Origin of the sequence: Paraburkholderia phenazinium, assembly GCF_900100735.1 — a bacterium.
GTDB lineage: Bacteria > Pseudomonadota > Gammaproteobacteria > Burkholderiales > Burkholderiaceae > Paraburkholderia > Paraburkholderia phenazinia.
This window is the reverse complement of record NZ_FNCJ01000013.1, coordinates 217,059-235,496: the sequence shown is the minus strand read 5'-3', so window position 1 is coordinate 235,496 and position 18,438 is coordinate 217,059. Positions and strand designations below refer to the sequence as shown.

Genomic DNA, 18,438 nt, shown 5'->3' with positions numbered 1-18,438 from the left:
CCGTGAGACTTGGCGAACGATGTGCCGAGAAGGTCGCGCGCCGGCACCAATTCGGCTGAGCGAACGCTGCACGGTTTGGGATAACCGAGAAGTCCATCGCTGGATCGCCGACCCGCTCGGTTACAAGCCCAGCGCTGCGTGAGGGCTGCGATGACGAACTCTGACCTGTCCAATGGCACAGAGGGCGGCGTCGATGTCCTCGCACCTGCAAATGCTCTGGCAGAAGGGACGCTACGGATCGTTTCAGCAGGCGAGTCGGCGAATAGCGCCCTTCGTGAAATCGACGCTGGCACGGCGTGGCCGGACGACCTCGCAGACCGGTTGATAGCTCTTCTGGACGGCATTGACGCGCAACGTATCTCAGAAGTCATCCGCGGCTTCATGAGGCCAATTGCGAAGCGTATCGAGGCGCGTTCGACGCCGACCGTGCCGGTGGCGGGTGTGGAATAGCCAATGCCGATCATTCGTGCGCCTCGACCAGAACGGGACTTTACGGTCATCGCCAATCACATTCTCAGCGATTCGCGGCTCTCGTGGGCAGCGCGCGGCATGCTCGTGCACTTGCTCAGCAAGCCTGATCACTGGAGCGTGAACGTCCAAGCACTCGTAAACGAAACTCAGGCGTGTTCGCGTGCCAGCGGGCGCGACGCTGTATATCGCACTCTCGAAGAGCTCGATGAGGCGGGATACATCGTGCGCAAGCGGCTCGCTGACGGATCTGTCGTTACGACGGTCTACGAACAGCCTGTTCCGGAAAATCCGGATGTGGGTCAAAAGCCTCATCCGGAAAAGCCCGATCTGGAAAAGCCCGATCGGGATAATCCGGATGTATTAGTAAGAACTGAATTTATAGAAAGGACTGAAGTAGTAGAAAGAACTGAAGGTCTGCCTGCGAGCACGCCTACGGCTGTCAAACCCAAAACCCGAAAAGGTACAAAGATCACACTGCAAGCATTCATTGACGGATGCAAGTCCGCAGGCGTGAAGGCAATTTCCGAAGACGATCCGATCTACGAGTGGGCAAAGAAGGTGGGAGTGTCGGAGGAGATGATCGCAATCGGCTGGGCAGTCTTCAAAGGCAGGCATGTCGAGGATGAGACGAAGCGTTATGCCGACTGGCGAGCGCATTTCCGCAACGCCATGAAAAACAACTGGTATCGGCTCTGGTACATCTCAAGTGACGAAACATGTGCGCTGACGACCGTCGGCGAAATGGCTCGTCGTGAACACCGGTCGCAAGCTCGTCCGCGATACGACGATGCTCGATATGCAAACTGACCGCGTGGCGAAGGATATCGGCGACCTGCGCAGCGCGGAGATCATCATCGACACGCAACGTCACGGGGCACGCGGCAAGGTCGGGTTCGCCTACATGGCAGGCCCGACCACCTTCTGGGATCAGTCGCCCGGCGCGCTCTGGGGCAACACGAAGCAACGCGGCGGGCGTTGCTTTGGGAGGTATCGGCGAATGAAGGGTATCAACGTGCAGGTGAGCGCTCTTCGCGCGGAGCGAGATCAGATCGACGAAGCCATCTCGGCCGAGCGCCAGGCGATCACTTCGTTACGTGGCCATTTGACTGCGCGGCGCCCAGTTGTGCCGCCAGCAGGGTCTATGGGCCGGTCGGCGGTGTCAGACTTAGAGGCGGCCCGCGCCGCACTTTCGGTGCACCAAGCCGCGCTGACGAGACTCGAAGCACGCCGGGATCGCGTCGAATCCGAACTCGGCTCCGCGAAAGCGACGCAATGAACCACAGTTGCACGCAATGACCGATGAAAGAGGTGAAAAATGATTGATGGACTGATTGGCGGCAAGGTGTACGGTAAGCCGGTGGCGCGTACGGGTCAGAGCGGCAAGGCGTTCGTTACCGCGAAGGTGCGCGCAGCCATTGGCGACAGTGACGCGCTGTTCGTCAACGTAATCGCCTTCAGCCATAGCGTGCAGGACGCATTGCTGGCGCTCGACGACGGCGACAGCATTGCGCTGACCGGTGCACTCATGCCGAAGGTCTGGACGGACAAGAACGGAGAGGCACGCCCTGCGCTCGACATGGTTGCGCATTGCGTGCTGACCGCGTACCAGGTGCAGCGTAAACGGCGGGCTATGCAACCGGGTGGCGCAGCTCCGGTCGGCGGCGCGCCTGACGACATGAACGACGACCTGTGAGGGGCGCTAGCGTGGAACATAAGATGCGTCAGGAAATCGCGGATCTGCTCGGCCGGGACGTGAATGAAATCAGCGCGGAGTTGGATGAGATTGACGCGTGCGTGCGTCTATACGACTTCAACAAGGGCGAGATCGACGCAATACCGAAGCGGTCGGTGCGAGCGGCAGAGTTGCGTCGGTTCAAACGAGCTCTCGCGACCGTGCTGTTGCGCGAAGATACGGTTGAGAGGCTCCTCAGCGGAGTTGCGGAATACGCAGTCTTGCTTGATGCGGCCCAGAAAGTTGCATCGCTTGTCGACGAGACGATCGCGCAAGGCGATGAGAGCCGGCGGCGCGGTCCCGACCCCGACGACCGTGGGTGGTTGATAACGAAGCTTGCGGAAATATTCGAAGTTGTTGCCCAGGAGAAGGCGACGGTAACGACGGACCCTGTGACGAATGAGATATCTGGGCACTTCTTCGAGTTCGCTCGGCTCGCGATTCCTCGCGCGCTCTTCGCCGACGTAACGCTTGGTGACCAGATCAAAAGACATCTGAGAGCCGTCCGCCCTAGTTAGGGCGCAATAGAACGATCACCGCCATTTACTACGCTCCTTAGACTTGCCGAGTCCAAAATTGGATGCTTCTCTCATACCGCGGATTTTGCCGCGGGCACACGAGAGGAGTGTTTATGGCCAACACCTTGGAAGGCACCTGGCTGCGACCCGCACAAGCGGCCGTCAAGTTGGGTATTGGAACCAGCACGCTTTGGCACAAAGCGAAGGTTGAACCGGATTTCCCGCGTCCCGTGAAGGTTTCCGCTCGAGTGACGATCTTTCTGGAACGCGATCTCGACGCGTATCTCGAGCGTATGGCTACTGCGAAGCGCCCCGAATCGCACGCGGCTTGATGCTCCAAATGACGACAGTGAAAATCATCAATTAAGGGAATCAAAAATGAAACGCATGATCGCTTTCATCGCGTCGCTCGCATTTGCGCTTTCAGCTGCGGCGACCACCTTCAGCCCTATCCAGTTGCTCAACCCCGCGGGCTCAACCAGCGGACAGGCAATCGTCTCCACGGGATCATCAAGCGCGCCGGCGTGGGGCAGTCCGAATGCCGCCACGCTCAATGGCGCCACGTTCGCCTCGCCGCCTTCGACAGGCTATGGTAGCGCCACTCCGGAGCCGGTATATGCCACCACGATCAACGCGACCGGAGCGGTGACGGGCGTCGGTTTCACCTCGTTGCTGTCTGGATATCTGCCGCTAACCGGGGGCACGCTAACCGGCACCCTTACGCCATCCCAGACGGCCGGCATTGTCGGCACGACAACGAACAACAATGCGAACGTCGGCAGTGTGGGAGAAAGTCCCACGGCTTCCTGTTCCACACCGTCCCTCACGGCCAATACCCCAGTGAACGTGTGCAGCGTTTCTCTGACTGCAGGTGACTGGTGGGTCTGCGCGAATGCCGAATTTATTCCCGCTGGAACAACTACGGTCACGCAGGTGGTGGCGGGACTGAATACCACAAGCGCGACGCTGCCGGCGAATGTTGAGCTATGGAACCTCCAAGCCTCTTTAACAGCGGGCGCCCAGCAAGCTGGTGCCGTGCCATGCCAGCGAGAAAAATTGGCGGGGTCAGCCACAGTGTATCTAGTGGTCCAGTCAGCTTTTGGCACCAGCACCATGACCGCAACAGGAAACATTCTGGCAAATCGCCCTCGTTGAGATTTTTGGGTGAGATCATAGGAGGACTAATATGAACCGAGGCGAGGACGACGATGCCGCGCTCGCACGCGCCATCCAGATGGGAGGCGACGATGAAGCTCGTGCGGCCATCGCCAAGCTGCGTCAGAACGGTCGCATCGACGATCAGTCGATTACCTCGATGATCGATGTGCGTATTGATTTCCGCGAAGCCGCAGCATGGGTTCACTCTGACGCCGGATATAAGGACATCCTTTCCGACCCGGTTCTCCGCGGCGTCTTCATGCAGAAAGAAACTGAAGCGCGCAAAGCCGGAGACAAGCGTCCATACCGTGACCTCTACAAGGAAATCGGCGACGGCTTGCGTAAATGGAAGGTTGCGACGGCCAACGCGGTGGCGCCGGTCGATCGAGACGAAGTCGATCAAGGCGAGTCGGATGCCGATGACACACAGGCATTCATCGCAGAGCAGCGCCGGAGACGCGGGCAAGTGGATCGCGACGAAGTCGATGCAGTCGAGTCGGACGCCGATGATGAGCAAGCGTTCATTGCCGAGCAGCGTCGGCGCCGCGGACAAGCCTAAAGGGAGCCGCTAGTGACCACGCCTAACCGGACGGATGCAGCGAGAGCAAAAGCCGTCTTCCACGCGCTCATGCACCGGCTGAGAACGATCGATTGGCCTGAAATGAACGACCTCGGTTGGATGCTCCACGTCGACAAGCGTGGATGTCTGGCCTATGTGTCGCCCGATCACACTCGATTCCAACAGGTGAGCTGATGCCCTTTGATCTGTCCACAGCGGTACCGGTCGAGGCTGATCAGGGCGCTGCCACGGCGATGCCAGCCGCTGGTACACCGCCTATTGCCAACGCTGCTGTCGCGCCAGCGCAAGGTGCGGCACAGCCTGCCGCTCCAGCCGCCGCCCAGCCTCAACAAGGTGGATTCGATCTGAGTACCGCAGTTCCTGTGACCTCCGAAGAGCTGCAGGGGCACGCGCAGGCGGGGCAAGACGCACCATCCCCAGGCTGGTGGAAACGGCTTCAGCTGCCGCCCGATGATCCCAATTCTGTGGAGAACACGATCCGCCGTGAGTTTGGCGCGCCTGCCGTCGGCGCCAATCCACAATTCGAAAAGGTCGCTAATGCCGACATGCCATTCCCTGATATTCTGCCGACCGGAGCGGGTGCGGGGCTGGCGCGCGCTGCAGTTCGAGAAGGTGGCGGAGTAGCGGGAGTCGGTAAGGCTATCGGGAAGGAAGCTCTAGACCTTGTTGGCTCGCCGATCCGCTACCTTTTGCGTGGCGGTGCTGCCAATATCCCGGCGATGCGCGACACGATCGACACCTTCAAGGCGGCCGGCACCACGCCGAGCGTTGGGCAGGCTACGCAGCGTTCAATTGGCCGCGTCGCAGAAAGTGCGTCGTCGAAGGTAGTCGGCGGATACGGCGTTATGCAGAAGGCTGCGGACACGCAGGCAGCTCAGGTCGGCGACCAGGTGACAAGGCTCGCAAATCAGCTGAGCCGTGATGCCGATCCGTTCAATGCCGGCTTGACCATCGAAAAGGGCTTGAAAGGGCCCGGCGGCTTCATGGATCGATTCAAGCAGGGGCAGCGGGTCCTGTACGACAAGCTGGATTCGTTCTTTCGCTATTCCGACGGAAGCAGCAAGTCGGTCAAACTGCCGAACACAATGAAGACCCTCGAGATGCTCAACCCGACGATTCCGGGTGCGCCGTCCACGTCTAAGTATTTTCAGAACAGCGAAATGCAGGGTATCAAAGACGCCATGCTCGAGGATCTGGATAGCGTCGAAGCGTTCGGCCAGCGCCCCAATATCGCCGCGTCGAACGCGATGGTTAAGAAGGCATTCCAGCCCGCCGACTTGCAGGAGCTTTTCAAGGCATACGGAGGCGACAACCTCCCCTACGAAGCCGTAAAGAAGATCAGAACGTTGGTCGGTGAAAAGCTCGATGACTTCTCGATGGCGGGCGCTGCTCCTCGCAGCCAGTGGAGGACGCTATATCGATCGCTCTCACAGGATCTTGACGATGCAGCCCAGGCGACTGGAGATCCGGCTGCGATAAAGGCAATGAAAAGCGCGAATGCCTTTACGTCGGCGGGCCATGATCAGATCGATAACATTCTCGATCGCGTGGTTCGCAAGGGCGCCTCTCCAGAGCAGATATTCGAGGCTGCAACGAATCCGGCGAGCATGAGAGCGGGGTCCACGAAGATTTCAGGGGTGATGTCCAGCCTTAAGCCGGCCGAGCGCGACGTAGTAGCTTCCGCGGTACTTCGGCGAATGGGGCTAGCCAAACCTGGGGCGCAGAACGCCGAGGGGGATGTTTTTTCAACCTCGACATTTCTGTCGAACTGGTCTTCCATGTCGCCCGCCGCGAAGGATGCTTTGTTCTCCACGGGGACCAACTCGAAACTGCGCCCGTCACTCGATGCAATTGCGAAGGTGGCCTCGAATATCAAGGGTGGCGCGAAGATTTTCGCCAATCCGTCTGGAACCGCCCCGAGTGAGGCGCTGATTCGTACCGGGATCGGCCTGATTAACCCGGTAACGACGGTCCCGACGCTGGTCGGCATGGGGGCTGCCCACGTCACGGCACGGATGATGACTAATCCGCGGTTCGTCGACTGGCTGGCGCAAACCCTGCGCTTCCGTCCGGACATGATTCCGGTGAGGCTACCGGCGCTGCTGAACGCGCTCAAAGACAAGACGAGCGATCAGCCCGAAGACGTCAAGGAAGACACGCAGGATTACATCGACGCAATCTCGTCTACAGCAGGCGTGTCAGCGCAATTCCAGCAAAGACGATGAGTGCGACCCAAGACAGGATCATGAGCCAGCCGCCGGCGACCGCGCGAAGCGTTTCGCCGAATGTGAGTTCGTTGGCGCTACCAGTTTCGTTTTCGTTTGTCATGAGGTGGAGTGATGGCGTGAGCGTATCAATGAGTATAGGCAGTAACGACCGTTCCAACTGGAGAGAGTGATGAAGACACAACCGAAATTTGACGCGGACAAACCGTATGGTGAAGGCTATTCGGCAAGTGAAGGGCGGTTCTTCGAACAGGACGGGAACGTCTTCCACGGCGGAACGCTCGAGTTCATCAGCAAGTCGGAACCGGAGGCGAAGCCGAAGGTGGAGAGCCCGCACAAGTTCGACCCTGACAAGCCCCACGGCCACGTTATGGACGCAAGTGACCGAACGATCCGGTACGAACAGGACGGCAAACTCTTTGCCGCCGACGGTTCGTTCGTCAAGGCTGTCTGATCCTGGGCGGAGATGCACTTCCCATCGCGTAGACAGGGCTTGCGGCGCATTGTGTTGTTTCCGTTGTTCCTAACAAGCAGAAAACAATGCCATTTGAGAAGGGAAAATCTGGCAATCCGAAGGGGCGACCGAAGGTCCGCGGCGATCGACGCACGGACCGTCGGGACGATCTGCGAGCGCTATTTGTTGCAAAGGCGCCGGAACTCGTGCAGAAGGTGCTCGAGCTGGCCTTGGCCGGCGACACCACAATGCTGCGCTTATGTGTCGACAAGATCGTGCCGAGTTTGCGTCCGACGGACGGTCCAATCACCATTGCACTGCCCGGTGGAACACTGGCCGAGAACGGGCAAGCGGTGGTCGACGCGCTGGCGACAGGCAAGCTCACAACCGATCAGGCCAACGCCGTCATGGGCGTGATTCAAGGTCAAGCGAAGATAGTCGAGACGGACGATTTGGCGCGGCGCGTTGCCGCATTGGAGAAAGAGCATGGCGCTTCTTAGAGAACGCATTCGGCGGCTGGAAGATGGCTCCGTCAAAGCGCCCGTCTCCGGCATCGACTTCGAAAAAGCGGCGCTCATGCGGCGCATGATCCGGGAGGGACTCACCTACCAGAACATGACTCCGGAGGAGCGAGAGACCTTTGATCGCCCCGCCAATTTCGCGCCTTGGAAGCCTCCTGCCGATTGGTGTAATGCTGTGGATCTGCGAGCGAAGATCCGTGGGTTGCCGGATGCCGGGCAACCCTTCCGTGCCCGTGATGATCGCCCTAATCCAGATCAGCCAGAAGACGATGAAGAATTCGACGAGCCGGAAGCAATCGACAAGCAGTAGTCGCGAGAAACTACTTTCGGATGAGCACGACGTCGTAGACCCTTCCGCCATCGTCGACGCATATCCCGCCGCCCGTACCACCGCGGCCGACCAGGTCACAGCGTAGACCGTGCCCGTCTTCTGACGACATCAGGGCCTTGGCCGTTGCATCGCCCTCGGTGTAGGCAGTGCCGAATCCCGTAGACGTACCGTGTGGCCCGGTACCGTAAGCAGATGCGAAGCCAAATGTTTCGTTTGACGAGACCCGCGCAACGGGCCCTTGGTATTTCCGCGAATCGATCATTACTGTCATCGTTCCTGAGCCCATCCCGTTTCCCTCGAGGATACCGGTGTACACCTTGCCGGAGTCGCGTGGCATCAAGGTCGCCTGATAAGCGCACGAACTGAGTAGCAAGGATGCCGAAAGCATGCACAGCAGATTTGTTGGTTTCATTGTCAATGCCTTCATCCTTTCACCCAGTTGAACTGGTTCAGCCAACGCGCGAAATGCACGACGCCCCGGCTATTGGCGAAGGGAGTTGAACGGGAAATTAGCCGGCGAAGCTGTCAACGAGACGGCGCCCTGCGCGATACCCTGCGTCGCGCGCCTCGTCTTCGGTACCGAACGTCTTAACTAGTTCATAGAACCGCGTGCTTTGCCCCGCGAGGTGGGGCTCGGCACCGTGGCGACAGACGTACGCCGAGTAATGCCACAGGGTGGTTGGAGCCGACGGACCAAATGCAAGGATCGGGAGTACCCAGATTTCAAAGCCTTCGTGTTCGATCTTGTCCCACATGGAAGTCTCCACCCGGAATTTGAAGGAATCGTAGCATGCTTGACCGGACCGATTCCGACCTCGCAAGCGACCTTGGCCTGCAAAAAATCGTCCAAAGCGCCTCCACCTAGCCTACTATTTGCCGGAATAGCGGTGGCACAGCGGTGCACAAAAAGAACGAGACGGGGGTTATCATGCGGAGCAGTATTTGGCGGACGGTGGCGGCCTTGTTTGTCGCCCTCGGATCTTCAGCAGTCTGGGCGGCGGACGACCCGTCGGTCGCATGTTTTGTGACCATCGCGGACAATCCAGCGGTTGCTCCACTGCAGGGCAAAGTGGTTCTGAAACTCGGAGCCCACCCTGATCTCGCAATGCTTGCGAACGAGCATCGGCCGACCAAGTCAGAAAAGGTCGCCATTGCTGCTTGGGTGGCTGAGGGCGAGCGGTGTTACGACTTGGGCCACGACTTTCGTGCCTCATCATACCAACCGGTCATCGGCGCTCTTATCGACGAGAGCATGCATTCTCTTGAGGCCTTGGTTGCGAAGCTGTACGCCGGCAAGCTGACCTACGCGGAGTTCAATGAGCAGCGACAGGCGATGGATGACTCGTACCGGGAGCGAGTCGCCAGTGTCATCCAGACGCTGCAAGCCGAGAACAACCGGGATCAGGCAAGCAAACGATCCCAGCAAGCCACCGTTGAGGCTCAGCGACGGGCAGCCGCGGCACAGGAAGCTGCCGCAGAGGCACAAAACGAAGCGAATGAGCAGGCGGCGCAGGATCAGCGGCGCGCTCTTGCATTACAGATGCTGTCGAACGCGCGACCGACATACACACCATTACCAGCTCCGCCGCCGATTCGAACACCTCAAGTCCAGAACACCAACTGCTATCAACTCGGCAATCAAGTGCACTGCACTACAACGGGAAATTGAAACGCATAACCGGCTGGTACGTGCGCCGGTGGCGGGGGCCGCGGACGAGGCCAACCTAACCTGTTTGAACGACGAGCTGAGCAGGGGCGCAGGACCAGAGCCGCGTCACCAATTGACCAGCTTGCCAACGCCTCACGACACCACGATGAAGCTCGCCGCTGCCGAAGTTGGGAGCAGCACAGGGCTCGCGACGTTAAAGGACAGGACAATCGGTGAACCACGTTACCCGCGGAGCGAGGAGGACAATAGCATCGATGGCTGTCATCGCGTTCAGCTTCTCCTCTGCGTCAATATATGCACGCCCGCGTCTGATGTGTGGGCGCAGCCCAAAGAATCCGAACTGACCGCGCATGGGCACTACGTCAACTAGTCGGGGGAGGAAGTCCACTCGCCGGCGAAAATGAAAAGTGGCGGCGTGCCTAGTGGCGCATCGGTCAAGTGCGTCGACGGCACGTACAGCTTCAGCCGACATCATTCCGGCACATGCTCGCGGCAAGGAGGGGTGGCGGAATGGGATTGACGTTCCTCGAGCGGCCTCACAAAGTGTTCAATGCACCGCCGCCGGCTTTTTACGCTGCGGGAAACGCGAGGCGTGGTTTTGATGCGGTGGCCGCATCAAGATAGTCGGCCCAATGCTGCATCATCTTGCGGCGCTCCGGCAGGTATTCGGCGTGCACATAGGCCGCCGTGACCTGATTGCGCTCGGCGTGCGCGAGTTGCCTGTCGACAACGTCGCGGCTGTAACCGAGTTCGCGCAAAACCGTCGCGGCCAGCCCCCGGAAGCCATGGCCGGTCATGCGTGACTTGTAGCCCATGCGGTACAGCGCATAGAGCATGGTGTTGTTCGAGATGGGCCCCCGACCTTGGATGCTGTAAAACAGGTGTTGCTCGGCGCCGTTCAGCTCGCGTAGCACTGCAAGCACTTCCAGAGCTTGGCTGGACAGCGGCACGATATGCGGATCGCGCATCTTCATTCGCTCGGCCGGAATGCGCCACTCTGCCGCCTTTTCATCGATCTCGGTCCACTCGGCATTGATCATTTCGGTCGTTCGAACGAACGTCAAAGCCATGAAGCGGAGCGCTAGACGCGTCACAACGTCGCCTTGGTACTCGGCAATATCGCGCATCAACTGCGGTATCTCCATCGGCTTCACACGTGCCATGTGCCGCACGCCAGCGTTCTTCTTTAGTACGGTCTCGGCGTCGATGTCACTGGCTGGGTTGCGTGAGCACCGCCCGGTCATGATTCCATACTGAAACACCGCACGGGACCGCTGTAGGACACGTTTGGCCGTCTCTCGTACACCGCGGGCTTCGACGGCTCGCAATATCTCGAGCATGTGAGGTGCCTCGATGTCGCCGATCGGCTTGGCACCGACTCTCGGGAAGACGTCGACTTCGAGTGAATTGATCACTTTGCCGGCGTAGACCTTAGTCCATCCGCCTTTCTGGGTTTCAAACCACTCTCGAGCGACGGCTTCAAACGAGGAGTTCGCCTCGATCGCGCGAGCGCGCTTTACTTCCTTCTTCTGCTCTGACGGGTCGATGCCGGCGGCGAGCAGTTTGCGCGCGGCGATACACAGCTCGCGGGCTTCGGCGAGCGACACCTCGGGGTACACACCAAAGGCAGCTCGCTTTTCCTTGTCATCGAAGCGGTACTTCATCCGCCAGTACCGCGAGCCATTTGGCATGACCTCGAGATAAAGGCCCTTGCCGTCGGCAAGACGGTATGACTTTTCCGTCGGCTTGGCCTTGCGGACCTGCATGTCGGTCAATGGATCTGCACGCTTGGGCATGGTTTTGGGGCATCGCGTTTGGGGGCGTTGGGGCATTTCCCCAACGATGCCCCCAAGTTAGATTGCTTCTATTGGGTAAGCTTGGGCAATGATGGCAGCAAAAAGCCCCGCTGCACAGGGCTAGACGGGGCTTTCTTGGCAAACGTGGAAGATGCTGGGAAGCTGATTGGTCCCCCCGACAGGAATCGAACCTGTATCTAGCGCTTAGGAGGCACTTGTTCTATCCATTGAACTACGGGGAGAGGATAGTTTTAACGGGGTGGATTGGAGCCTTGCTGCTATTGGCTTCCGCCTTATCCCGTGGGCGTTTCCGGCTTTTTTGCTTCGTCCTAAGTGAAGCGCCGTGACACCTTGTCAACCCTAGTTTACAGCCGTTTCTGCTGCACATTTGCTACAGACTGGCTCTGTGGCAGCTCCAACTGATCTGGCGCTGATCCAGTCTCTGAGACTGGCAAACCTACGGCTCGAACCCTGCCAGTAGGCAGTCTCGCTAGCGAGCCCGGGCAAACCAGCGAGGGCAGAGTATAGCAAAAACGTTCAGGACCAAGGGCGCGGCCGAAGCGTGGGCGCGGGAGAAGGGAGTCGAGATCGACCGTGGCCAATACACGGTCGATGCGACGACCGTGACGGTCGGCTATCCCGCGAAAAAACACTGCGAGGAGAGGGCCGATTCGAGGGTTTTCCCGGCTCATGCCTGAACCGGGAAAACCCTCCCATGGCCAACTCATTGAACCTAAGCACTGTCTTTCAATTTCGTCAGAAACAATACCGCGCCGCATACATCGAAATCGATTTTTGCCATATCAGCCAATACGATGGCGCATTCAGCCAAACGCTAACCACAATGGCAACGGATGTATAGGCTTGATTCACCGTCCGACAAGAAACATTGCTGAACGGTCGGTTGAGGGATTTTGCATAAGTAAATTATTTTTTCCATGATAAATATCGTGGCGATTCGCATAAGTCAATATTCTTGCGACAAATAACCTCGCACGTCAATTTCTATTTATGAAATCTTGGAGATAAACTATGGCTGATGATGGAGTATTCAGGATTCCCGCCGGGATTGAATTTGGCGCGACTGTATTGGTTAATTCGGCGCTAGCACAGACGGTCAAGGTGCTGGTTGATGGAGAGGTCAGAGCAACTTTTGATGGATCTGGTATCAAAGACAAAAATCTAGGGACTCAAGTAATCCACTCTGGCAGAGGTGAAGTCCGGGTAAAAGTTGAGGCCGGCGGGAAGCCATCCGAACTATTGGCCAACACGATCTCGGAAAAAAATCTGAACGTCATAGTGATCGGGAGCGAGGATGGCTCGGATTACGATTATAACGACAGCATCGTCGTGCTTAACTGGCCGTTGGGATAAAAATTAAAAGTATTGAAGGGGTAGAGCCTAAAAGTGGCTCGCCATGCTGGCAACAAGCATTCTTTTGAGAACATCCAGATACGGGGCGATGGAGCTGCTGCTTGGTCGCTGATTTGACACGAACCGGTAGCCGCTCCATTCACACCGTCTATTTTTAAGTGGATTACTTGTTCTGCTGATGCATCAGAATTTCGCCTTCTTAATTAAAAAAAGCAGACGACTTGCCGTCGCAATCGATTTCTTAAGTTTTTCAGCTGTCGAGTGCGAACGAGAAATCTTGAATTCTCATCAATCCGACAGCACCGTGCAGCGTGCGGGAGCCGATTCCGGCAGATTTCCCGTGTCTTGTAACCATTGAACCAACTGGGGTGCGATATGGGCGACATAGTTAGATACGGTGAAAATCTCGTTTTCAGGAACTGTGAAAATGACGGTTCTTCCTTCCTGTCACTGATCTGGAAGGGTGTGCAAAATCCTGCAAGTCAGCCGACACTGTGGACTGAGATTGCAGTACCCGGAAAGAACTCTGCGGTTGACTACATCTGGAAAATCGTTCCCGGCCCGGGGTCGAAGAAAAAAGCTGGCGACCCCGTGTCTAGCGGCGACAGTATAAATATCAAGATCACTGACGATGCTGGCGCGCAGCGCTTTCTTGCGGTCAATAAGGTCGATCATAAATATGTCATGGCAGACAAAGATCCCGGCAATCTGACTCTGGCCACGTGGCTAATCGGCGTCGTCACCAAGATCAAACGCAACCCTGACGGTAGCGTTACTGCCGACGGTGAACTCAAAAGTACCTTCGAATATGGCGACGGCAGTTACATCTCGCTGACGAACACGTCCTTGTCCAGAAATCTGTACGTCGCCCATGAGGCAGGGCAGACCGAGCCGTTCAAGAATATGGTCGGCACAGAGCCATTTACACAGGCGACGCCGATAACGTTCTGGTGGAACATCGCGAAATCGGTGTCTGCCGGCTCGGGTGGTGGGACCACAGGCGGTGGAACCACAGGTGGCGGCACCACAGGTGGCGGCACCACAGGTGGCGGGACCCCGGGCGGTGGAACCACTGGAGGTGGGAACCCCGGTGGCGGAACCACGGGTGGCGAGGGCGACGGCTGGTTCAATCTTCCTCCCCACATCAAGTTTGGCGTCACCACGCTTGTGAATTCGTCGGCGGAACAAACCGTCTATGTTTTCGTGAACGGTGAGACTACCCCCAAGGCTACGTTCAAAGGAGTGGGTCTTGAGGATAAAAATCTCCAGACGCAAATTCTCGATTCAGGTAACGGCAAGGTGCAGGTCATCGTGGAAGCGAACGGGAAGAAGTCGAAGCTTGGCTCCCGCCAGGTCGATATTTTCCAGAAGGCGTACTTCGGTTTGCTGGCCTCAGAAGACGGCGGCGATGATAGCTTCAACGACAGTCTGGTGATATTGAACTGGCCCATTGGCTGAGCTGAAGAAGCTTCGCCCAGAGGTTCGGCCACGCATCGCCCGATCAGGAGCGAGTTTGTGCGGGCGTCATGGCCGGATCTCTCCATGAATAAGGTTGCACTGCCGTGAGGCAAGCCTACAGTCACGGCTTCACATCTCTGCCACGGCTCCCGTCCCCGTATTTCCGATCTTTGTTGATAACGATTCCCATTTGCATTAACATCGCCGACTCTTTCGTAACCATTACACGTCGCTACAACTACCTTGCTGCGTTCACGCGCGGGTCGGCGCGCCGTTTCCTGACACATGCGTTTTCTGCGAACCTCCGCGCGCCAAGTTCGTCGCTGCCGTTTCGGCATTGGCCTGCACACTGCCTTTCTGATGTACTCCGCTACAGCCCATTCCGCGATTGCCGCCTCTCCCGATGCAGGCAGCGATCAATCGGTCGTCTCGAAAGATCTGCCAGCGGTCTCCGTGCGTTCGTCGTCGGTCTCGGAACCCACAGTCGGTTATCGCCCGCTTACCAGCGAAACATCCAGCGGCGGCGAGCGCAAAATCAGCGAGATTCCGCAGTCGGTCGCGGTAGTCAGTTCGAGTGTGATGCAGGACCAGCAGGCGCAAAGCCTCGATGACGTCCTCGGTAACGTCAGTGGCATCACCCAGACCAACACGCTTGGCGGAACCCGCGACGCGTTCATCAAGCGCGGCTTCGGTTCGAACAACGACGGCTCGATTCTGGTCGACGGCATCCGTTCGCCGATCCTGCATAACTATCTGGCGACGATCGATCGTGTCGAGGTGCTGAAGGGCCCGGCTTCACTGCTGTACGGGATTCAGGAACCCGGAGGCGTGATCAACCTGATCACGCGCAAACCGGAGGACACGCTGCAGGGCTCGGTTTCGGCGACGTACACCAGCCACCGGGGCAGTGGCACCGGCTTCGACCTCACTGGCCCGATCGGGCAGCCCGGCCAGGTGGCTGGCGGCACGCTGGCCTTCCGGCTGACCGGTGAATACAACACGGCGCGCAACTGGCGCGGCTTCGGACGTCAACGCGACGCGCTGATCGCACCGTCGCTGTCGTGGCACGATGCCAACACGTCGGTCGACTTGAGCTACCAGTACGTCGACTACACGACGCCATTCGATCGCGGCACCGTGCTCGTGAACGGTCATCTGGACGACGCGTTGCGCTACACCCGTTACGAAGAGGCGTGGGCTCAGAGCTCTGGGGAACAGGAGGTGCTACGGGCCAGGATCGAGCACCGGTTCTCCGATGAGTGGCGTATGCGTGCCACCTATGGTTGGGCCCGCGATCGTTACGATCAATATCTGACCCGTGCGACCGCGTTCAACAGCAAGACCGGCATCATGAGCCGCTCGTCGGATGCGAATCTTGGCCGCAACGATTCCGACGAGATCGCCGCGCTCGGCGCCGTAGGGGATCTAAACCTCGCAGGCATGCGCCACGAAGTCTATGTCGGCGGCGAGTACGAGCGCCAGCGCTCCTTCCGCGGCGACACGATCCGCGGCAAGGCAGTATCCGGATTCGACCTGTACGACCCGGTCTATGGGACGCTTGCGGCAGGCGGCACACCGAGCGCCAAGCAAAGCGACAGCCTGTCGAAGGTCCATTCGTACTCGCTGATTACACAGGACACCGTACACCTGACCGAGCGCCTGATTGCCGTGGGCGGCGTGCGTTGGGAAAACTGGCAACAGTTGTCCGGTATCGGGCGGCCGTTCGTCGTCTCCGATCATTCACACGGGCAAGTGTGGTTGCCGCAATTCGGGCTCGTGTACAAGCTGACGCCCGCGTTGTCCGCCTATGCGAACTTCAGCAAGTCGTTCGTGCCGAATGTCGCGACGCAGGTGAGCGCGCCGCTCGCGCCGGAGCGTGGCCGGGTCTATGAAGCCGGCTTGAAGTTCGAAGCGAAACCGGGCATTACGGGCACGCTCGCGATCTATCAGATCGACAAGCAGAACGTCGCGGTCACCGTCGGCGATACGACGTCGACAATCGGTAGCGCACGTTCGCGCGGCGTCGAGCTCGATGTCGCCGGCCGGCTCACACGGCACATCAGCATGATTGCGAGTTATGCCTATACGAATGCCGAAGACCGCGACAGCGACACGCCTCTTGTCAATGCCGCGCGTCACACTGGCAGCGTGTTTGCCGTGTACGACACGATGCTGCCGTATCTGCCTGGGCAATGGCGTTTCGGCGGAGGCGCGCGGCTCGTCGGCGCGCGCCCCGGCGATACAGCAAACAGCTTTACGCTGCCGGGTTACCTTGTCGCGGATCTGTTCGCCGCCTATGAAACGAAGCTGGGCCAGATTCCGACACGCGTGCAACTCAACGTGAAGAATGTCTTCGACAAGACCTACTACCCGTCGAGCAACAGCAATCTGACCATTGCGGTCGGCGAGGCGCGGCTGGTAATGCTCAATACAACGTTCTCGTTCTGAAGCTGTTTAGGCCACCTTCGGGTGGCCTATGCGGAAGAGCGCAACCGGGCTGATGTCGTCTTGCAGGCCCAGGACGACCGTATCGCTTGCGTCCGCCGTGCCCGCCGACCTCGATATCTTGCCGCCCGATGCCGGTCTTCCCCAACTCCCTTGCTTCGCGATCAATCTGTATTTGCCACGTGGACATGGCACCCCCGCAATGACGGAGCTTGCGCGCCATCTCAGGGATGAGCTCGCGCGAAATCGCATCACTACGCCGCGCGGCAGTCGTAGAGACGCAACACGAGCTTAGACCAGCAAATAAAGCTAGAAGCAAGAGGAAAACGTTTGCGACGTGCCTTCCGGTGCGGCCACGTCCCGCTTGCCTTTTGAGGAGGCTTTCTTTAATTACCCGGCGTAACGAAACTGACATATCGACGCATTAGCGTGCTGATTTCTTGTTCAACGGGTGGTCTCGAAATGCATCCCGCGCTTGCGCAGTTTCGTCGCCCTGGAGTCACTGCAAGCCCGCGTTGTGCCGGCGAGTTATGTCAAGAAGTCCCAACCATCGATGCGGCCGACTCCAACTCTTTGGCAATGGAGATTTTCTATGCGCGGCGCGACATGGGAAGCTTGGCCGTGGTGGAAGACGGCCGCCCCATCGGACTGATCAACCGCGATATTTTCCTGTCGCAAATGAGCAAGCCATTTCACCGGGAGCTCTACGACAAGAAAAGCTGTATCGCGTTCATGGACAAGGAGCCGCTCATCGTCGACGCGGACATGAGCATCGAGGCGCTCACGTTCAAAACGGTCGAGGCGGGTAACAAGGCGCTGTCCGACGGCTTTATCGTGACGCGGCACGGCCGCTTCGTCGGACTTGCCAGCGGCTTTCAGCTATTGGGTGCCGTGGCTGAAGTGCAGGCGGAAAAGAACCGTCAAATCATGCAGAGCATCGAATATGCGAGCGTGATCCAGCAAGCCATGCTGCGCGCGTCGCGTGACGCGCTGTCGTCCATGTTGACGGATGCCGTGCTGGTATGGGAGCCGCGTGATGTGGTGGGTGGCGACTTTTATCACTTCGCTTCGTTTCACGACGGATGGTTTGGCGCGGTAGCCGACTGTACGGGTCATGGCGTGCCTGGGGCCTTCATGACGCTGCTGGCATCGGCTTCGCTGTCGCAGGCGCTCGAACGAATCGGGCCGCGCGACCCGGCCGCCCTGCTGGCCGCGGTCAATCGCAACGTCAAGGGCTTGCTGGGCCAGGTGCATGGCAAAGGCGAGTCGCCGAAATCGAACGACGGTCTCGACGCTGCCTTCTTCTGGTTCGACGCAGCGCAGCGGCAGCTTTATTTCTCCGGTGCACGCATCGCGCTTCATGTTTTGCGGCCGGATGCCGTTCACTTCGACAGCATTTCAGGCGAACGCATGGGCGTCGGGTATGTGGACAGCCAGGCGGACTATGCGTGGGCGCTGAACACGGTCGCGCTTGCGCCGGATAGCCTCTTGTTCGTCTCGACAGACGGGCTAATCGATCAGATAGGCGGGCCACGAAAAATTGCTTTTGGCAAGCGTCGCGCTCTCGATCTCATTTTCGAACGGCGAGCGCAGCCGTTATCCGTCATCCGCGATGGCCTGCAGGGCGCGTTCGCCGACTGGCAGGGCGCACAGGCACGTCGCGATGACGTCACGCTATTTTTTGCACGCGTTTAGGGTAGTCCATG

General features: G+C 58.6%; 20 protein-coding genes and 1 tRNA gene. 18 read left to right on the top strand and 3 right to left on the bottom strand.

Going from position 1 to position 18,438, the window contains the following annotated elements; genetic code table 11:
• The first annotated feature begins 150 nt into the window (after window positions 1–150).
• The 12 genes from BLQ92_RS26290 to BLQ92_RS26235 all read left to right on the top strand — a co-directional run bounded on the left by BLQ92_RS26290 (window position 151) and on the right by BLQ92_RS26235 (window position 7,969).
• A complete protein-coding gene (locus BLQ92_RS26290) occupies window positions 151–450 on the top strand; it encodes a hypothetical protein (protein WP_090688464.1) in 300 nt (99 codons plus the stop codon).
• Window positions 451–453: 3 nt separating this feature from the next.
• Window positions 454–1,278 carry a hypothetical protein gene (locus tag BLQ92_RS26285; RefSeq protein WP_090688461.1) on the top strand — a complete coding sequence of 275 codons (825 nt, stop codon included), beginning with the start codon at window positions 454–456 and terminating at the stop codon, window positions 1,276–1,278.
• Window positions 1,259–1,747: a hypothetical protein gene (locus tag BLQ92_RS26280; RefSeq protein WP_176860775.1), complete on the top strand. Its 489-nt coding sequence runs from the start codon at window positions 1,259–1,261 to the stop codon at window positions 1,745–1,747. The genes BLQ92_RS26285 and BLQ92_RS26280 overlap by 20 nt, the downstream gene beginning before the upstream one ends.
• A 39-nt stretch (window positions 1,748–1,786) precedes the next feature.
• Entirely contained in the window at window positions 1,787–2,164 is a 378-nt protein-coding gene (locus BLQ92_RS26275; protein WP_090688455.1) for a single-stranded DNA-binding protein, read from the top strand.
• Window positions 2,165–2,187: 23 nt separating this feature from the next.
• Window positions 2,188–2,721, top strand: a complete 534-nt coding sequence (locus BLQ92_RS26270; protein ID WP_090688452.1) for a hypothetical protein — start codon at window positions 2,188–2,190, stop codon at window positions 2,719–2,721.
• A 113-nt stretch (window positions 2,722–2,834) separates the two neighbouring features.
• The gene (locus tag BLQ92_RS26265; RefSeq protein WP_090688451.1) at window positions 2,835–3,053 is read left to right on the top strand and encodes a helix-turn-helix transcriptional regulator; all 219 of its coding nucleotides are present in this window, start codon (window positions 2,835–2,837) and stop codon (window positions 3,051–3,053) included.
• Window positions 3,054–3,099: 46 nt separating this feature from the next.
• Window positions 3,100–3,876: a hypothetical protein gene (locus BLQ92_RS26260; protein WP_090688449.1), complete on the top strand. Its 777-nt coding sequence runs from the start codon at window positions 3,100–3,102 to the stop codon at window positions 3,874–3,876.
• Window positions 3,877–3,955: 79 nt separating this feature from the next.
• Entirely contained in the window at window positions 3,956–4,438 is a 483-nt protein-coding gene (locus tag BLQ92_RS26255; RefSeq protein WP_143016668.1) for a hypothetical protein, read from the top strand.
• A 194-nt stretch (window positions 4,439–4,632) separates the two neighbouring features.
• Window positions 4,633–6,684: a hypothetical protein gene (locus BLQ92_RS26250; RefSeq protein ID WP_143016667.1), complete on the top strand. Its 2,052-nt coding sequence runs from the start codon at window positions 4,633–4,635 to the stop codon at window positions 6,682–6,684.
• 172 nt (window positions 6,685–6,856) lie between these two features.
• Window positions 6,857–7,138, top strand: a complete 282-nt coding sequence (locus tag BLQ92_RS26245) for a hypothetical protein (RefSeq protein WP_090688441.1) — start codon at window positions 6,857–6,859, stop codon at window positions 7,136–7,138.
• An 86-nt stretch (window positions 7,139–7,224) separates the two neighbouring features.
• Window positions 7,225–7,638, top strand: a complete 414-nt coding sequence (locus tag BLQ92_RS26240) for a DUF5681 domain-containing protein (protein ID WP_090688438.1) — start codon at window positions 7,225–7,227, stop codon at window positions 7,636–7,638.
• Entirely contained in the window at window positions 7,625–7,969 is a 345-nt protein-coding gene (locus BLQ92_RS26235; RefSeq protein WP_090688435.1) for a hypothetical protein, read from the top strand. The genes BLQ92_RS26240 and BLQ92_RS26235 overlap by 14 nt, the downstream gene beginning before the upstream one ends.
• Window positions 7,970–8,499: 530 nt before the next feature.
• Here the strand turns inward: BLQ92_RS26235 and BLQ92_RS26225 are convergent.
• The gene (locus tag BLQ92_RS26225) at window positions 8,500–8,745 is read right to left on the bottom strand and encodes a hypothetical protein (RefSeq protein WP_090688431.1); all 246 of its coding nucleotides are present in this window, start codon (window positions 8,743–8,745) and stop codon (window positions 8,500–8,502) included.
• A gap of 173 nt (window positions 8,746–8,918) precedes the next feature.
• Between BLQ92_RS26225 and BLQ92_RS26220 the strand changes: the two genes are divergently transcribed.
• Both BLQ92_RS26220 and BLQ92_RS41455 read left to right on the top strand, forming a co-directional pair.
• Entirely contained in the window at window positions 8,919–9,659 is a 741-nt protein-coding gene (locus BLQ92_RS26220; RefSeq protein ID WP_143016666.1) for a hypothetical protein, read from the top strand.
• A gap of 400 nt (window positions 9,660–10,059) precedes the next feature.
• Window positions 10,060–10,179: a DUF3761 domain-containing protein gene (locus BLQ92_RS41455; RefSeq protein WP_425194938.1), complete on the top strand. Its 120-nt coding sequence runs from the start codon at window positions 10,060–10,062 to the stop codon at window positions 10,177–10,179.
• A gap of 49 nt (window positions 10,180–10,228) precedes the next feature.
• On the opposite strand, the gene BLQ92_RS26210 is transcribed toward BLQ92_RS41455, so the two are convergent.
• Complete coding sequence (locus tag BLQ92_RS26210) at window positions 10,229–11,455, bottom strand: tyrosine-type recombinase/integrase (RefSeq protein WP_090688426.1); 1,227 nt, start codon at window positions 11,453–11,455, stop codon at window positions 10,229–10,231.
• A 167-nt stretch (window positions 11,456–11,622) separates the two neighbouring features.
• Window positions 11,623–11,697, bottom strand: a tRNA-Arg gene (locus tag BLQ92_RS26205).
• A 790-nt stretch (window positions 11,698–12,487) separates the two neighbouring features.
• On the opposite strand from BLQ92_RS26205, the gene BLQ92_RS26200 reads away from it, so the two are divergent.
• The 4 genes from BLQ92_RS26200 (at window position 12,488) to BLQ92_RS26180 (ending at window position 18,427) form a co-directional block, all read left to right on the top strand.
• A complete protein-coding gene (locus tag BLQ92_RS26200) occupies window positions 12,488–12,829 on the top strand; it encodes a fucose-binding lectin II (protein ID WP_090688425.1) in 342 nt (113 codons plus the stop codon).
• A 375-nt stretch (window positions 12,830–13,204) separates the two neighbouring features.
• The gene (locus BLQ92_RS40775; protein ID WP_090688422.1) at window positions 13,205–14,287 is read left to right on the top strand and encodes a fucose-binding lectin II; all 1,083 of its coding nucleotides are present in this window, start codon (window positions 13,205–13,207) and stop codon (window positions 14,285–14,287) included.
• 360 nt (window positions 14,288–14,647) lie between these two features.
• Window positions 14,648–16,735: a TonB-dependent siderophore receptor gene (locus tag BLQ92_RS26190; protein ID WP_244106303.1), complete on the top strand. Its 2,088-nt coding sequence runs from the start codon at window positions 14,648–14,650 to the stop codon at window positions 16,733–16,735.
• A 459-nt stretch (window positions 16,736–17,194) separates the two neighbouring features.
• Window positions 17,195–18,427: a SpoIIE family protein phosphatase gene (locus BLQ92_RS26180; protein WP_175772603.1), complete on the top strand. Its 1,233-nt coding sequence runs from the start codon at window positions 17,195–17,197 to the stop codon at window positions 18,425–18,427.
• Window positions 18,428–18,438: the final 11 nt, after the last annotated feature.

Coding starts and splice junctions, on each gene's coding strand:
- BLQ92_RS26290 (WP_090688464.1), top strand. CDS start 151: ATGACGAACTCTGACCTGTCCAATGGCACAGAGGGCGGCGTCGATGTC.
- BLQ92_RS26285 (WP_090688461.1), top strand. CDS start 454: ATGCCGATCATTCGTGCGCCTCGACCAGAACGGGACTTTACGGTCATC.
- BLQ92_RS26280 (WP_176860775.1), top strand. CDS start 1,259: ATGCTCGATATGCAAACTGACCGCGTGGCGAAGGATATCGGCGACCTG.
- BLQ92_RS26275 (WP_090688455.1), top strand. CDS start 1,787: ATGATTGATGGACTGATTGGCGGCAAGGTGTACGGTAAGCCGGTGGCG.
- BLQ92_RS26270 (WP_090688452.1), top strand. CDS start 2,188: ATGCGTCAGGAAATCGCGGATCTGCTCGGCCGGGACGTGAATGAAATC.
- BLQ92_RS26265 (WP_090688451.1), top strand. CDS start 2,835: ATGGCCAACACCTTGGAAGGCACCTGGCTGCGACCCGCACAAGCGGCC.
- BLQ92_RS26260 (WP_090688449.1), top strand. CDS start 3,100: ATGAAACGCATGATCGCTTTCATCGCGTCGCTCGCATTTGCGCTTTCA.
- BLQ92_RS26255 (WP_143016668.1), top strand. CDS start 3,956: ATGGGAGGCGACGATGAAGCTCGTGCGGCCATCGCCAAGCTGCGTCAG.
- BLQ92_RS26250 (WP_143016667.1), top strand. CDS start 4,633: ATGCCCTTTGATCTGTCCACAGCGGTACCGGTCGAGGCTGATCAGGGC.
- BLQ92_RS26245 (WP_090688441.1), top strand. CDS start 6,857: ATGAAGACACAACCGAAATTTGACGCGGACAAACCGTATGGTGAAGGC.
- BLQ92_RS26240 (WP_090688438.1), top strand. CDS start 7,225: ATGCCATTTGAGAAGGGAAAATCTGGCAATCCGAAGGGGCGACCGAAG.
- BLQ92_RS26235 (WP_090688435.1), top strand. CDS start 7,625: ATGGCGCTTCTTAGAGAACGCATTCGGCGGCTGGAAGATGGCTCCGTC.
- BLQ92_RS26225 (WP_090688431.1), bottom strand. CDS start 8,745: ATGTGGGACAAGATCGAACACGAAGGCTTTGAAATCTGGGTACTCCCG.
- BLQ92_RS26220 (WP_143016666.1), top strand. CDS start 8,919: ATGCGGAGCAGTATTTGGCGGACGGTGGCGGCCTTGTTTGTCGCCCTC.
- BLQ92_RS41455 (WP_425194938.1), top strand. CDS start 10,060: ATGAAAAGTGGCGGCGTGCCTAGTGGCGCATCGGTCAAGTGCGTCGAC.
- BLQ92_RS26210 (WP_090688426.1), bottom strand. CDS start 11,455: ATGCCCAAGCGTGCAGATCCATTGACCGACATGCAGGTCCGCAAGGCC.
- BLQ92_RS26200 (WP_090688425.1), top strand. CDS start 12,488: ATGGCTGATGATGGAGTATTCAGGATTCCCGCCGGGATTGAATTTGGC.
- BLQ92_RS40775 (WP_090688422.1), top strand. CDS start 13,205: ATGGGCGACATAGTTAGATACGGTGAAAATCTCGTTTTCAGGAACTGT.
- BLQ92_RS26190 (WP_244106303.1), top strand. CDS start 14,648: ATGTACTCCGCTACAGCCCATTCCGCGATTGCCGCCTCTCCCGATGCA.
- BLQ92_RS26180 (WP_175772603.1), top strand. CDS start 17,195: ATGCATCCCGCGCTTGCGCAGTTTCGTCGCCCTGGAGTCACTGCAAGC.